Genomic DNA, 13,862 nt, shown 5'->3' with positions numbered 1-13,862 from the left:
CCCGGCGCGTGTTTCAGAAGGCGGGCGGGCGGACTTCGACTGCGGGCCAGAACGTTTCGAACAGGCGTTGACGCCAGTCGTCCACATTTCCGAGGCGCGCCTGCTCCGCGACGTAGGCGCCGACGATACCGTCGACGAGTGCGTCGTTGTCCAGGTCGACGCGGAACTCGCCGGCGTCCTTCGCTTCGTCGATCACCTCGGAGACCTGCCGGCGGTAACTCGCGAGGATCGACCGGAACGACCGACTGAACTCGACGTCTTCGTCGGTGAGGAGGGCGGCCATGCCGCCGAAACCGATGCCGTGTTCGACTGAGGCTACGGCTCGTTCGATGACCCAGTGCAGCCGCTGCCGGGCGTCGAGGGTGGCGTCGACCTGGATCGGTGTGGCCAGTGGGGCCAGCGCGGCCGCGAGCATCTCGCGGCGATCGGCATACCGACGGTAGATCGTCGTCTTGGCGACCCCGGACAGGGCCGCAACCGATTCGACCGTGACTGCCCCCGGACCTCGGGAGCGCAGGAGGTGCAGTACGGCCGCGACGATCCGGGCATCGGCGTTTCCGGAAAGGGGCATCGCTCTCCTCGTGGGCCGTCGATTCTGTGGTTCGGGGGCACGATTCTTCCAGGTGCTACGGTGGCTGTTGCGATACGATTCGCGTAGCGTATCGAGGAGGGTGTGACGTGCAGAGTGTTCGTCGAGTCGTCCGTGCTATCCCGTTTCCGTTCGTGGGATACGTGCTGGGACTGCTCGGATTCGTGAGCCTCGGTGGCTTCGTGGCCGCCCTCGCCGGAGGCCAATCGTTCGCGCCCGTGCTGGGTGTCGTAGTCGTCGTTGCCTTCGTCGCGATGGTCCTGTGCTTCAGGGTCCGGTCCTTCGCAATCGCGCAACCGGACGGCGACGGAGCCGAACTCAGCTCGGATCTGATGGTTGCCGCCGCGGAGTCGGACGCGGCTGAGCGCTACCTGGCGAGGTACCGCCCGACGGAATGATCGGCGGACTCCGGGTATCAGATCTCCGCGGTCGACAGGGTCGGCAGGAAGTGGAAGCCGAATCCGACGTTGGTGGTGTTGGTCGGATCGGGGCCCGGGCCGGGAGTGGTGGGCCGGACCTGCGGGATCTGCCGCGGTGCCGGAGCCACCTGGGGCGCCTCGGTCCAATCCGGCCGCGCCGCCTGTAGTTCCAGCGCGATCTCGATCAGCGCGGTCTCGTCCCACGGGCGCCCGCCGATCTGCACCCCGAACGGCATCCCGGTCGCCGCGGAACGCCCGGCCGGCGTGCACACCACGGGGGCGCCGGTGTGATTGGCCCACCCCACGTCCCCGGTGGTGCCGCCGAACACCGAGACGCCCGCGATCTCGAGTCGCTTGGCCCCGTCCACCTTCGAACCGGGCACCAGGACGGCATCGAGGTCGTGGTGGGCGAACATCCGGTTGTACTCGTGCTGGTACACCAGGCGGTTTCGTGCGGCGGTCATGTAGTCGATCGACGGCACCGCCAGCGCCGCGACCGCGCCGGCCACCGTCGCATTGTTGTCGAGACGGTACGAACCCAGCTTGTCGGCGAACTGTGTGTGGTAACTACCCATCTCGGCGGAGTCGCCGGTCAACATATCGGGAGCGGCGATCGGAAGCGAGACGTCCACGATGCTGCCGCCGAGACGCCGGATGAGATCGAGATACTCCGCGAAGAGCGTGCCGAGGGCCGCGGGTAGCACGTCGACGCTGCGACGGGCCACGCCGAACCGCTTGCCCGACAGTGGTGTCGGGCCACCCTTCGCGGCGAGGGGGTAGCCGCCGCCCGGCACGTCGGGGCCGACGGTCGTCGTCGGATCGTCGGGATCGGCCCCCGCCATGACGCCGAGGAGCAGCGCGGCGTCGGCGACACTGCGGCCCATCGGTCCGGCGTGGTCGCGGGTCCACGTCAACGGAATGACGCCGCGCGTGCTGCACCGGCCGAATGTCGGCTTGATCGACGTGATCCCGCACGCGCTCGCCGGCAGGCGCAGCGAACCGCCCGTGTCGGTGCCGGTCGCGAGTGGAACGAACCGCGCGGCGAGGACGGCCGCGCTGCCGCCCGACGAACCGCCGGGGGAGTACTTCGTGTTCCACGGATTGCCCACCTGTTCGGTGGCGACACCGATCGCGAACTCGTCGGTGTGCGCGTGACCCATCAACACCATGCCCGCGTCGCGCAGCCTCTTCCATACCGTGGAGTCACCGGCCGCGATGTTGCCCTCGAGAACCCGGCTCGAGGCCGTCAGCGGCAGGCCGGCGACCGCGAACAGGTCCTTGAGCGCCAACGGCAGTCCGCACACCAGCGGGGCGTCGCCGGCGGCGGCGCGGCCCTTGCCCGACAGTCGCTGCCCCGCCGCCTCGGCGGCCTCGTAGGCCATCTCGGGGTAGATCCGCACCCAGCCCCCGGTCTCGCCGTCGAAGGCGGCACTGCGGGCGAGGCAGGCATCCAGCAACTCTCGCGGATGCAGCGTGCCGGACTGCAGGAGGCTGGCGGCCTCCACGGCGCTGAGCAGGGCGGGATCGGTCGCAGTGATGGATCCGGGCGCGGGCAGACCCTGCGCGGCGGTGTTGCGGTGGACGGTGGACCGCGCCGTGGACACGCCGGGTGCGCCCACCGCGGCCGCGCTCGCCGCACCGAGCGCGGCCGCGGCGCCCAGGAAACCTCGCCGCGTCAGCCCGGACAGCGATCCGTCCCCCACCACACTCATTGTTTCGATCCCTCCGCGCTGCTCGACTCCCGAGAAGGTTAACGGTCGAATCGACCAAAGGCTCGATCATGACGTTCGCGGCGATTGCCGGTGATCGCCTCGGTCACAGACCGGGATCGCTTGGGTCCTTCCCGCTAACTGGAACACGTTCTAAGGTGAAGGCAGCCGAGGTCTGTGCCTCGTATCGGGCGGTCGCTGCGGCGGCACGCAGACGTGAACAGGAAGGAACACCTCACAGTGACCACAGAGGCATTCATCTATGAAGCCATCCGAACCCCGCGTGGTCGGGGCAAGAGCACCGGCTCGCTGCATTCGGTCAAGCCGATCTCGCTGGTCACCGGCCTGATCGACGAGCTGCGGACCCGTTTCCCGGACCTCGACGAGGACCGGATCTCCGACGTGATCCTGGGTGTCGTGTCGCCGCTCGGCGACCAGGGCGCCGACATCGCCCGGACCGCGGTGACGGTGGCCGGCCTGCCCGAGACCGTCGGCGGTGTGCAGATCAACCGCTTCTGCGCGTCCGGCCTCGAGGCCGTGAACATGGCCGCGCAGAAGGTCCGCTCCGGCTGGGACGAACTGGTCATCGCCGGCGGCGTCGAGTCGATGTCCCGCGTGAAGATGGGCTCCGACGGTGGCGCCTGGATGCTGGATCCGGCCACCAACTACGACACCTACCTGGTACCGCAGGGCATCGGCGCCGACCTGATCGCGACGATGGAGGGCTTCTCCCGCGAGGACGTCGACGCCTACGCGGCCCGCTCGCAGGACCTTGCGGCGAAGGCCTGGGCGGGTGGCTACTTCGCCAAGTCCGTCGTCCCGGTCAAGGACGTCAACGGCATCACCGTCCTCGACAACGACGAGCACATGCGTCCGGGCACCACGGTGGAGGCGCTCGGCAAGCTGGCGCCGTCGTTCGCGGGCATCGGCGAGATGGGCGGCTTCGACGCCGTCGCGCTGCAGAAGTACCACTGGGTCGAGAAGATCAACCACGTCCACCACGGCGGCAACAGCTCCGGCATCGTCGACGGTGCCGCGCTGGTGCTCGTGGGTAGTGAAAGCGCAGGGCGGGCTATGGGTCTGACCCCGCGTGCCCGCGTCGTGGCGACCGCCACGTCCGGCGCCGACTCGACGATCATGCTCACCGGCCCCACCCCGGCGGCGCACAAGGTGCTCGCACAGGCCGGGCTCACCGTCGACGACATCGACCTGTTCGAGATCAACGAGGCGTTCGCGTCGGTCGCGATGAAGTTCCAGAAGGACCTGAAGATCCCGGACGAGAAGCTCAACGTCAACGGTGGCGCCATCGCCATGGGTCACCCGCTCGGCGCGACCGGCGCCATGATCACCGGAACCATGGTCGACGAGCTCGAGCGCCGCGGCGCCAAGCGCGCCCTCGTCACGCTGTGCATCGGCGGCGGCATGGGCGTGGCCACCATCATCGAGCGCGTCTGACGCTCACGGACCTAGCAGGAGACACGAAACAGTGAGCGATCAGAACATCATCAACTGGGAGCAGGACGCCGACGGCATCGTCGTGCTCACCATCGACGACCCCAACCAGGGCGCGAACACCATGAACGACCGCTACATCTCGTCGATGAAGGAAACGGTCGACCGGCTGTACACGGAGAAGGACTCGGTCACCGGCGTCGTGCTGACGTCGGGCAAGAAGACGTTCTTCGCGGGCGGCGACCTGAAGAACATGATCAAGGTCGGCCCCGAGGACGCCGAGCAGATCTTCAACCACAGCCGCACCCTCAAGGCCGACCTGCGTCGCCTCGAGACCCTCGGCAAGCCCGTCGTCACCTGCATCAACGGTGCAGCCCTGGGCGGCGGCCTGGAGATCGCGCTCGCGACGCACCACCGCATCGCCGCCGACGTCAAGGGCGTCAAGATCGGCCTGCCCGAGGTCACCCTCGGCCTGCTGCCCGGTGGTGGCGGCATCGTCCGCACCGTCCGTATGTTCGGCATCATGACCGCCCTGACCCAGATGCTGCTGCAGGGCCAGCAGCGCGGCCCGCAGCAGGCCAAGGAGGTCGGCCTCGTCGACGAGGTGGTCTCCTCGGTCGAGGAACTGGTGCCCGCGGCGAAGGCGTGGATCAAGGCCAACCCCGAGTCCGGCGTGCAGCCGTGGGATGTCAAGGGCTACAAGATCCCCGGCGGCACCCCCGCCACTCCGGCGTTCGCCGCGAACCTGCCGGCCATCCCGGCGAACCTGCGTAAGCAGCTCAAGGGCTCGCCGATGGAGGCGCCGCGCGCGATCATGGCCGCGGCCGTCGAGGGTAGCCAGGTCGACGTCGACAACGCGCTGCTCATCGAGTCGCGCTACTTCACCAACCTGGTCACCGGCCGCGTCGCGAAGAACATGATCCAGGCGTTCTTCTTCGACATGCAGGCGATCGGTTCGGGTGCCTCGCGCCCCAAGGACATCCCCAAGCGCGAGATCAAGAAGGTGGGCGTCCTCGGCGCCGGCATGATGGGCGCCGGCATCGCGTACGTGTGCGCCAAGGCCGGAATCCCGGTGGTGCTCAAGGATGTCACCATCGAAGCCGCCGAGAAGGGCAAGGCGTACTCCGAGAAGATCGAGGCCAAGGCGCTCTCGCGCGGCAAGACCACGGAGGAGAAGTCCAAGGCGCTCCTCGCGCTGATCACGCCCACCGCGGACCCGGCCGACTTCGCGGGCGTCGACTTCGTCGTCGAGGCCGTCTTCGAGTCGCCCGACCTGAAGAAGAAGGTGTTCCAGGAGATCGAGGACATCGTCGAGCCCGACGCACTCCTCGGCTCCAACACCTCGACGCTGCCGATCACCGACCTCGCGACCGGCGTCAAGCGGGCCGAGGACTTCATCGGCATTCACTTCTTCTCGCCCGTCGACAAGATGCCGCTGGTGGAGATCATCCGCGGCGAGAAGACCTCGGACGAGTCGCTGGCTCGGGTGTTCGACTTCGTGCAGGCGATCCGCAAGACCCCGATCGTCGTCAACGACTCGCGTGGCTTCTTCACCTCGCGTGTGATCGGCACGTTCGTCAACGAGGCCATCGGCATGGTCGCCGAGGGCATCGAGCCCGCGACGATCGAGCAGGCGGGCATGCAGGCCGGCTACCCGGCGGCGCCGCTGCAGCTGTCGGACGAGCTGAACCTGACGCTGATGCAGAAGATCCGCGCCGAGTCGAAGGCGGCCGCGCTCGCGGAAGGCAAGGAACTGCCCGCCGATCCGGCCGGCGATGTCATCAACTATCTCGTCGAGGGCAACGACCGCAAGGGCCGCCTCGGGGGCGCGGGCTTCTACGACTACGCGGACGGCAAGCGTGTCGGCCTGTGGCAGGGCCTGCGCGAGCACTTCAACTCCGGTTCGGTCACCCCGCCGATCCAGGACCTGATCGACCGCATGCTGTTCATCGAGGCCATCGAGACCCAGAAGTGCTTCGACGAGGGCGTCATCACGTCCACCGCCGACGCCAACATCGGCTCGATCATGGGCATCGGCTACCCCGCGTGGACCGGTGGCGTGAGCCAGTTCGTGGCCGGCTACGAGGGCGGGACCGCCGGCTTCGTCAAGCGCGCCGAGGAACTCGCCGCCAAGTACGGCGAGCGCTTCACCCCTCCGGCGTCGCTGCAGGGCTAGGCACGTAGATCCACCCACGACACCCCCGTCCGGTTCTCCGGGCGGGGGTGTCGTGCTCTGCTGCCACCGCTAGCCGAGGAACCGTTCGGTGTAGTCCGAGGCCCGGTCCTCGAGCTGTACGACCCGTTGGTCCGGGGTGACCCGGGTGGTGCCGGCGGGAAGTACCGAATCGAGATCGGCGACATCGACCAGCCGTGCGGACCGAACCGTCCGCGACAGGTCGACGTCCGCGGGTGCGGACTGCCAGCGGATCGCGTACATGCCGGAGTCGATCCCGTTGGTGTCCAGCCAATTCCAGGCACCGGGGTCCACGGCGGCGATCACGTAGGTGATGGTGCCGTCGGCGTTCGGCTTCGCCTGAGCCTGGTTGAGGCTGCCCGGCCGATCGACGTACTCACGCGCGACGCCCCACGGATCGGTCAGCTGGAATCCGAGGTAGCGGGCCCCGACCGGATCGAGCGTGACCACCAGCGCCTCGTTCGGGCCGAGAGCGAAATGGCCACTTGTCGCGAACCCGAAGCCGGAGCTGCGTCCGGTCGGGGTCTGAACATCGTTGGCGGCCTTCGAGAAGATGAATGTGTTGTCCCAGTCGAGCCAGTACCGTCCGATGGTGCGGACCAGGTCGGCGGTTTGTGTGGCCAGTTGCTCGCGGGTGCGAGGTGTGGGCGCTGCGGGTCCGGCCGTGCGCTCGATCTCCAGGTGCGAGGGCCGCTCCTCGGCCCAGTTGTTCAGCGAGTCCCGTGCGATGAGGAGTCGGGCCGACGCCGTCGTGCGGATGTGGTTGGGGCGGCCGTCGGCGGGCTCCGGATCGACGGTGATCGTGAACGATCCGTCGGGATCGATCTGCATCCGATCCGAGGTGAGCGACGCCAGGACCGGTGCGCCCTCTCGCGTCACCGCCCCGGTTCCGGGTAGTTCACCGTAGAGGACGAAGGACAGCTGTGCGGGTCGCTGTTCCGGCATGCGCCCTTGGATGACGAACGACGACTGACCGTCGACGGCGGTGTGTCGATACACGTTGTCGGGGTTGTCGATTCCGTATCCCGATCGAGCCGCCTCGAAACCGTGCCAGCAGTGCGGAGCCGTCACCATCCACGAGAACTGGGGGTCGGTCGGGTCGTCGGTGACCACCGTTTGCGTTGCCGCCATGGTGATCGAGTCGACGGCCGTGTCCAGGGTGACCTGACCTGCTCGGGTGGCACCCTGCCGATCGGCCCGGTACATCGCCGCGACCTCGGCCTTCGCCGCTCGTACCAGGGGATGCGCGGCCACCGCCGTCACCGTCTTCTCGAAGTCCAACTGGGCTCGGGAATCGAGTGCGCCGCCGGGGGCGAAGGCGCGGTCACACCCGCCGTCGGAGCTTCCCCCGGACAGGCTTCCCGTCGAAAGGATCCCCGTCGGTGAGGAACTCACTGGACCCGCGCCCGACATCGTGGGTAAGAGGACGGTGACGGCGGTGGCCATCAGTCCGGCGGTCAGGAAACGTCTACGGACAGACACAGGCTCTCCTCGGATCGCCCACCTCGCGGTGAGTCGGAAATGAATTGGTCTCGGATGCAGCGGGATCGACTACGGCAGCATCGCTGCCCGGTCGCCGACGAGTGAATCGCGCTTCGCGATGTTGTCCTGAACTTCGGCTCGCCACTTGGTGTTCGGAGCCGTGGTGTCGATCTCGAACTCGAACCGGTTCGTCATCTCGGGGCGAACGTCCACGGCGTCGACGTAGAACTGTTCGTACCAGCGTCGCAGCTGGTAGACCGGACCGTCCTCCTCGCACAGGAGCGGATTGTCGATTCGAGTCTTGTTCTTCCAGATCACCACGTCCTGCTCGAACCCGAGGCGCACGAAGTCGCCGATCTTCCGGGCCAGCGCCGTGGATTCGGCGTCGTCCCGGCCCGGGAACTTCTTGACGATGACCCCGTACTGCAGCTCGAACGAGTTGGCGTCGATCGGGTAGTGACAGTTGATCAGCACGATCGGCAGGTCTGCCTCGTCGTAGTGGTACACGAGGTCGTCGATCATGAAGGACGGCCCGTGGTACGCCGCGACGGAGGTGTTTCCGCGGGAGACCGGAACTCCCGGAACGGGTTTGCGGGGAGCGACGTCCTCACGTCCGACACCCGTCATGAACTGTGTCGCGGTGTGGCCCTCGAAGATCGTCTTGAAGAACGTCGGGAAGGCGAGATGAATGTAGTAGAAGTGGGCCATGTCGACGACGTTGTCGATGACCTCACGGCAGTTGACCCCCTCGATCGTCGTCGAGTACCAGATCCAGTCGGTGTACTCGGGGTCTCCGTAGCCGGCGATGCGCGGAATCGTCACGTCCGCGGGTGGCGGGTTGCCCTCGGGGTCGTTCCACACGAACAACAGCCCGTCTTGCACCATCGTCGGCCACGTGGCGGTGCGTGCGATCGGCGGGACACGGCGGGCGTAAGGGATGCTCTTGCAGCGCCCGTCGCCGCCCCACCGCCAATCGTGGAACGGGCAGGCGATCTCGTTCCCCTTGACAGTTCCCTGCGAGAGGTCGCCGCCCATGTGCCGGCAATACGCGTCGAGTACGTTGATGCGCTCGTCCTGTCCGGCGAAGACGACGAGCTTCCTGCCGAATGCGTTGATCTGATGCGGTTTTTCGTCGCGGAACGTGGCCTCGAGGCCGAGGCAGTGCCATCCGCGCGCGAACCGTGTCGGTGGCGCCTGAGCCGTGATCTCACGGATCGGCGCGTCGTGGTCGTTCATCGTTTCCTCCGTGCTGCGGGTGTCCTCGGGTACCTGTGTGTCGGGTACCGCGGAAAATGGGGGAGCAGGCTGTGTGCGAACGGGTTCGGGCCGCCCGGGCAGATCTGCAGCCGGTGGCGGTCCGGGCGGGGGATCCACGCCGTGTTGTGGTTGATTTCACAGTAGACGACCGTCTACTGTCAAGGGGTGAGTGAAGCTGGTTCTTCTGGCAAGGCCTGGGGCAGAGACGAAGTGCGGAGAGTGGTACTCCTCGCGGCGCGTAGGAGACTCGCCGAGAAGGGGTTGTCCTTCAGCATGCGCGAGCTCGCGTCCGATGCCGGCGTCAACCTCGGCCTGATCCACAAGCACGTCGGCAACAAGGACGACATCGTGCGGGCGGTGCTCGCGCGGAGCCACGAGAAGTCGGCGGCGATCGTCCAGGGTGTCGCCTCGCTGCCCGACGCCGTCCGAGAGTTGTTCATGGTCGGGGTCGCGGATCCCGAGTACGTGCGGATCGTGGCGTGGCTGAATCTGCACGGGCGCTCGGATCTGATACCGAACGAGGACATGGACGCGTTCGAGGCGATCACCCGGTCGTCGGACGTGACCGTCGATGATCGAGTCCGGCAGATGACCGTGCTCGCGGCGATCTCGGGGTGGTCGTTGTTCGGAAGCGGAATCCTGCAGTCGTCGGAGATTCCCGACGACGAACGCGAGGAGTACGAGGCCCGGATCGCGGATCTGCTGGCGGCCACCGCAAAGGGGGACGAGCCCCGGTCCTGAACTGCGCCTTCTCGTGAGGCGGGAAGGACTCTGGGCCTGTTCCGGGTTCGGCGTTAGGTTCTCCACGGTGTGGCCCGGGGCACGGGAGATCCCGGGCTCCGCCGTGCCCGCGGTCCGCGGGACGCGGCTCCTCGGGAGAATGGAAATCACGATGCTGACGTTGAGCTTTCCGGAAGGTGCGGCGCTGATCTTCGGGGGCAGCGGCGGTATCGGCCGCGGCGTCGCGCGCGAGTTCGCGCGCGCCGGAACAGCGGTCGCGGTCTGCTACAACTCCAAACGCGAGGTCGCCGAGGAGACGGTGGCCGAGTTGCGGGCGCTCGGGGTGAAGGCGAGCGCCCACCAGGTCGACGTCCGGGACGAGGCGTCCGTGACGCAGGTCCTCGCCGACGTCGTCGCCGAGCACGGTCGGATCCACACGCTCGTGTGGGGAGCCGGACCGGTGGTCGAGCAGATCACCGTCGCCGAGACCACGCCGGCGCAGTACCGTCGGTCGATCGAGATCGAGACGCTGGGCATGTACACCGCCGTGCACACCGTGCTCCCGCACTTCCGCGAGCACGGTGGTGGGTCGATCGTGCACCTCGGCTCCGCCGGCGACCACTGGTTCCCGGCGCTGGACGGACTGTCGGTGATTCCCAAGGCTGCGAACGAGGCACTGCTCAGGGGCATCGCGAAGGAGGAGGGCGCCCACAACATCCGGGCGAACTCGGTGCTGGTCGGGGTGATCGAGGCGGGAATGTTCCTCGAACTCCGGGAGCGGGGCGTGTTCGACGAGGAGTGGACCCGGGAGGTGCAGAAGCTGGTTCCGCTGAAGCGTTGGGGCAAGCCCGCGGACATCGGTGCCGCAGCCGCATTCCTCGCGTCGGAGCAGGCCAACTATATTACGGGGCAGCAGATCTCGGTGTCAGGTGGATTCGGTGTCTGACCTGCTCTAGCAGAGAGGACACGGCCGTGTCGGATGACCGTGAACAGGCCCCCGCCACGTCGATGCTCGACCGGATCGAGTTGGTGCTCGAGGCGCTCGACGACAACGGTTATCTGACGCTGAGCGAGACGACCCGGCTCACCGGGATCCCCAGCTCGTCGGCGCATCGCCTGCTCGAGAAGATGGTGTCGATGCGCTGGCTCAACCGCGACGGATCGCGGTACGAGCTGGGGGTTCGCCTGTTCGAACTGGGATCGCGGGCCGTGCGCAACCACTGGTTCCATCGGACGTCGTTGCCGATCCTGCAGGATCTGCACCGGTCCACCGGCGCGGTCGTCCACCTCGCGATCCTCGACGGTGCCGACACCATCTACTGGGAGAAACTCTCGGGCAGCTTCGGCGCGAATGTCCCGTCGCGCCTCGGTGGACGGTATCCGGCGCACCGCTCGGCGGTCGGGAAGGCACTGCTCATGAGGCTGCCGCGCGAGCAGTTCGACCTGCCGGTGTTCGCGCACCTCGACGCCGGTGTCGTCGGCGGGCGGAAGGCGCTGGAGGCCGAACTGGATCTCGCCCTCGCCGAGGGCGTCACCTACGACCGGGGGACGGCGGTTTCGGATCTCGGTTGTATCGGTGCGCCGATCTGGCGGGGCATCCCCAAGCCCGCCGCGATCTCGATCTGTGGGCCGCTCGATCGCATCGTGAGCGACCGCCGGATGGCTGAGGCCGTGCAGCGTGCGGCCGCCGCGATCGAGCGCGCGGCACGGCAGGTGGATGCGGCGGCGCGCACGTCGTGAGGTGCCCTTCGCTCCTCGAACAGAGATGAAGGGCGCCTTCGAGTTTCGAGGTGACGGCGGGTGGCTGCGCGCAACGGGGCCGGGATCGTCCGACCACCGGACTGGTCGGCTGAAGGTCCATGGCGGTTCGGAGGGGCAGAATTGCGGGGCTCCCGCGGGATAGCGTCACCTGACGTGACCACCGACCAGGCCCCGCCGGAAGACCCCGTCGTGTCCGCGCGCCCACCGGAGATCCGGCTGTGGGGTGCACCGACCTTCCGCAGTCCGCCGTGGCGCGAGTACGTCGCTCCAGCGGGTCGATTGGTCGCGGCTCCGTGGTCGCTGGTGACCATCGTCTTCGAACCCGGTGGGCGGCGCGAGTGGTCGGGCGAGGTGCACCACGAGCACGAGTTGCTCTGGTGCGAGGGGCGTCCGTTGACGGTCGAGGCTGCCGGGCAGGTCTGGTTCGTCCCGCCCTCGCTGGCCGTCTGGCTACCGGCGGGCACGGTGCACTGCGTCGGGGCGAGCCCGGAGGCGACGGTCTACGCCACCTATGTCGCACCCGAGGCCTTCGGGGTCGGGTGGGCGGAGGTCGTAGGCGTGCCGATCCGGCCTCTGCTGCGTGAACTGTTGCTTCACGACCGGGCTGCGAGCATGCCCGACGCGAGCCGACGTGCGTTGCAGGCCCTCGCGATCGAACAGATGGTTCCGGTCGGCGCCGCGAGCATCGATTTGCGACTGCCGCAGGATCCGGCGTTGAGAGAGGTTGCGCGCCGGGTGTTGGCCACGCCCGGCGACGACCGTTCGCTCGATGACTGGGCGTCGAGCATCGGGGTCAGTTCGCGCACCTTCATGCGGCGGTTCGTCGAGGAGACCGGATCATCGTTTGCGCAGTGGCGCATCCTCGCGCGCGTGGGTGCGGCTCTCGAACTGCTGGCGCAGGGGAGGACGATCACCCATGTGGCCCGAACTGTCGGCTACTCGAACAGCGGAGCGTTCGCGGCGCTCTTCAAGAGGACCACCGGCATGACCCCGGCGGCCTACTCGCGGATCCAGGAGGGCGGCGGGCGCTGATCGGCCGCGGTGGGCGTGCCGTCTCGTGCCGGTGGCGTGATTGCGATGAAGTTTGGCGAGATTTCGCAATCCCGCCCGGGTTAGGTTCGAGTTAGGCAAGCCTATCCGTGTCGTGGGCTCGGCTGCACGTCAACTCATCCCGAAGGACCTCCATGTCTGTTCTCCCTGCTCGTCGGCGCGCCCGTGGCGCCATGCTCACCGCAATCGCTCTGTCGGTTGCGTTAGTCGGTGCGTGTTCGTCCCCGTTCGGGGGACAAGCTCCGGATGGCGCCGTCGGGATGCAACTCGCCGAACCCGATGCCTACCCGGTGACGATCGACCACGCCTACGGCTCGACGACGGTGACTGCCGAGCCGCAGCGCATCGTGACGCTCGGTTGGAGTGGTCAGGATGCGGTTCTGGCGCTCGGCAAGGTGCCGGTGGCCGTCGAGCGCTTCACGGGTTCCGGCATCGTCGATGGCCTGCTCCCGTGGGACGCGCCCTTCTTCTCGGCGGGAGCGCCCGCTCTGTTGACGTCCAACCCCGAGGTTCCGTACGAGCAGATCCTGGATCTCGATCCGGACCTGATTCTCGCGGTCTATTCCGGAATCACCGAGTCCGCTTACTCACGGCTCGCTGCGATCGCTCCGACGGTGGCGTTCCCCGAAGCTCCGTGGGCCACATCCTGGCAGGACCAGACGGCCATGATCGGGGCAGCCCTCGGGCAACCGGCGCGGGCAGCCGAACTCGTCGAGGGCGTCGGCGCGAAGCTGGCGGCGACCGCGGAGGACTCGCCCGCGCTCGTCGGAAAGACCTTCACGTATGCGATGTCCGGCGAAGATGTCATCGTCTTCTGCCCCGGTGACCCACGGATCGACATGCTCACGGGGATCGGTATGACTGTGTCCGCGGGAACGGTCACGGCGTGTGCGACGGACGCCGGTGCGTCCTCGGTGACAGTCGGTCCCGAACGCGTCTCCGATCTCGACGCGGACGTCTTCATCCTCGTCGATGTCGACGGTGTGGTCTACGACAAGCTGCTGGGGAATCCGCTCTTCGCCAACCTTCCGTCCGTCGTCGACGGTCGGATCATCCGGGTACTCGGGATGGACTACGCGATGGCGACGTCCGCGCCCTCCGTGCTCGCCATCCCGTATGCGCTCGACAAGTTCGTCGGCCAACTCACGACGGCGCTCTCCTGACCTCCACTCCGCCGAGCGCAACGGGCGGTTACTGCGACAACGGTCGAGAGCCGATCGCAGTAACCG

The 13,862-nt window shown here is 67.7% G+C and carries 12 protein-coding genes; 8 read left to right on the top strand and 4 right to left on the bottom strand.

Going from position 1 to position 13,862, the window contains the following annotated elements; genetic code table 11:
• Positions 1-13 precede the first annotated feature (13 nt).
• On the bottom strand, positions 14-571 hold the full coding sequence (locus AC1RIF_RS17135) for a TetR/AcrR family transcriptional regulator (RefSeq protein WP_492602557.1): 558 nt from the start codon (positions 569-571) through the stop codon (positions 14-16).
• Positions 572-723: 152 nt separating this feature from the next.
• Between AC1RIF_RS17135 and AC1RIF_RS17130 the strand changes: the two genes are divergently transcribed.
• Positions 724-987, top strand: coding sequence for a hypothetical protein (locus tag AC1RIF_RS17130; RefSeq protein WP_492602556.1), 264 nt, complete (start codon positions 724-726; stop codon positions 985-987).
• A 17-nt stretch (positions 988-1,004) separates the two neighbouring features.
• Here AC1RIF_RS17130 and AC1RIF_RS17125 read toward each other — a convergent pair whose 3' ends face one another.
• A complete protein-coding gene (locus tag AC1RIF_RS17125) occupies positions 1,005-2,720 on the bottom strand; it encodes an amidase (RefSeq protein WP_492602555.1) in 1,716 nt (571 codons plus the stop codon).
• Between the two features lie 237 nt (positions 2,721-2,957).
• Between AC1RIF_RS17125 and AC1RIF_RS17120 the strand changes: the two genes are divergently transcribed.
• Both AC1RIF_RS17120 and AC1RIF_RS17115 read left to right on the top strand, forming a co-directional pair.
• A complete protein-coding gene (locus tag AC1RIF_RS17120; protein ID WP_492602554.1) occupies positions 2,958-4,172 on the top strand; it encodes an acetyl-CoA C-acetyltransferase in 1,215 nt (404 codons plus the stop codon).
• A 31-nt stretch (positions 4,173-4,203) separates the two neighbouring features.
• Complete coding sequence (locus tag AC1RIF_RS17115) at positions 4,204-6,345, top strand: 3-hydroxyacyl-CoA dehydrogenase NAD-binding domain-containing protein (RefSeq protein ID WP_492602553.1); 2,142 nt, start codon at positions 4,204-4,206, stop codon at positions 6,343-6,345.
• 69 nt (positions 6,346-6,414) lie between these two features.
• Here the strand turns inward: AC1RIF_RS17115 and AC1RIF_RS17110 are convergent, their stop codons facing one another.
• Positions 6,415-7,845 carry a hypothetical protein gene (locus AC1RIF_RS17110; RefSeq protein WP_492602552.1) on the bottom strand — a complete coding sequence of 477 codons (1,431 nt, stop codon included), beginning with the start codon at positions 7,843-7,845 and terminating at the stop codon, positions 6,415-6,417.
• Positions 7,846-7,914: 69 nt separating this feature from the next.
• Positions 7,915-9,081, bottom strand: coding sequence for a 3-ketosteroid-9-alpha-monooxygenase, oxygenase component (locus AC1RIF_RS17105; protein ID WP_492602551.1), 1,167 nt, complete (start codon positions 9,079-9,081; stop codon positions 7,915-7,917).
• A gap of 186 nt (positions 9,082-9,267) precedes the next feature.
• Here AC1RIF_RS17105 and AC1RIF_RS17100 point away from each other — a divergent pair, with 186 nt between their 5' ends.
• From AC1RIF_RS17100 to AC1RIF_RS17080, 5 genes are all read left to right on the top strand, one after another.
• Positions 9,268-9,843, top strand: coding sequence for a TetR/AcrR family transcriptional regulator (locus AC1RIF_RS17100; protein WP_492602550.1), 576 nt, complete (start codon positions 9,268-9,270; stop codon positions 9,841-9,843).
• 151 nt (positions 9,844-9,994) lie between these two features.
• Positions 9,995-10,768, top strand: coding sequence for an SDR family NAD(P)-dependent oxidoreductase (locus AC1RIF_RS17095; protein ID WP_492602549.1), 774 nt, complete (start codon positions 9,995-9,997; stop codon positions 10,766-10,768).
• 26 nt (positions 10,769-10,794) lie between these two features.
• Complete coding sequence (locus AC1RIF_RS17090) at positions 10,795-11,562, top strand: IclR family transcriptional regulator (RefSeq protein ID WP_492602548.1); 768 nt, start codon at positions 10,795-10,797, stop codon at positions 11,560-11,562.
• A gap of 174 nt (positions 11,563-11,736) precedes the next feature.
• Positions 11,737-12,615 (top strand): helix-turn-helix domain-containing protein, encoded by an 879-nt coding sequence (locus AC1RIF_RS17085; RefSeq protein ID WP_492602547.1) that lies wholly within the window; start codon positions 11,737-11,739, stop codon positions 12,613-12,615.
• A gap of 278 nt (positions 12,616-12,893) precedes the next feature.
• Positions 12,894-13,796 carry an iron-siderophore ABC transporter substrate-binding protein gene (locus tag AC1RIF_RS17080; RefSeq protein ID WP_492602546.1) on the top strand — a complete coding sequence of 301 codons (903 nt, stop codon included), beginning with the start codon at positions 12,894-12,896 and terminating at the stop codon, positions 13,794-13,796.
• Positions 13,797-13,862: the final 66 nt, after the last annotated feature.

The sequence above is a fragment of the Prescottella sp. GW823-FHT02E09 genome (genome assembly GCF_058797375.1).
The sequence above is the reverse complement of the archived record's forward strand: the minus strand, read 5'-3'. Positions and strand labels throughout refer to the sequence as shown.

Coding starts and splice junctions, on each gene's coding strand:
- AC1RIF_RS17135 (WP_492602557.1), bottom strand. CDS start 571: ATGCCCCTTTCCGGAAACGCCGATGCCCGGATCGTCGCGGCCGTACTG.
- AC1RIF_RS17125 (WP_492602555.1), bottom strand. CDS start 2,720: ATGAGTGTGGTGGGGGACGGATCGCTGTCCGGGCTGACGCGGCGAGGT.
- AC1RIF_RS17105 (WP_492602551.1), bottom strand. CDS start 9,081: ATGAACGACCACGACGCGCCGATCCGTGAGATCACGGCTCAGGCGCCA.
- AC1RIF_RS17095 (WP_492602549.1), top strand. CDS start 9,995: ATGCTGACGTTGAGCTTTCCGGAAGGTGCGGCGCTGATCTTCGGGGGC.
- AC1RIF_RS17080 (WP_492602546.1), top strand. CDS start 12,894: ATGCAACTCGCCGAACCCGATGCCTACCCGGTGACGATCGACCACGCC.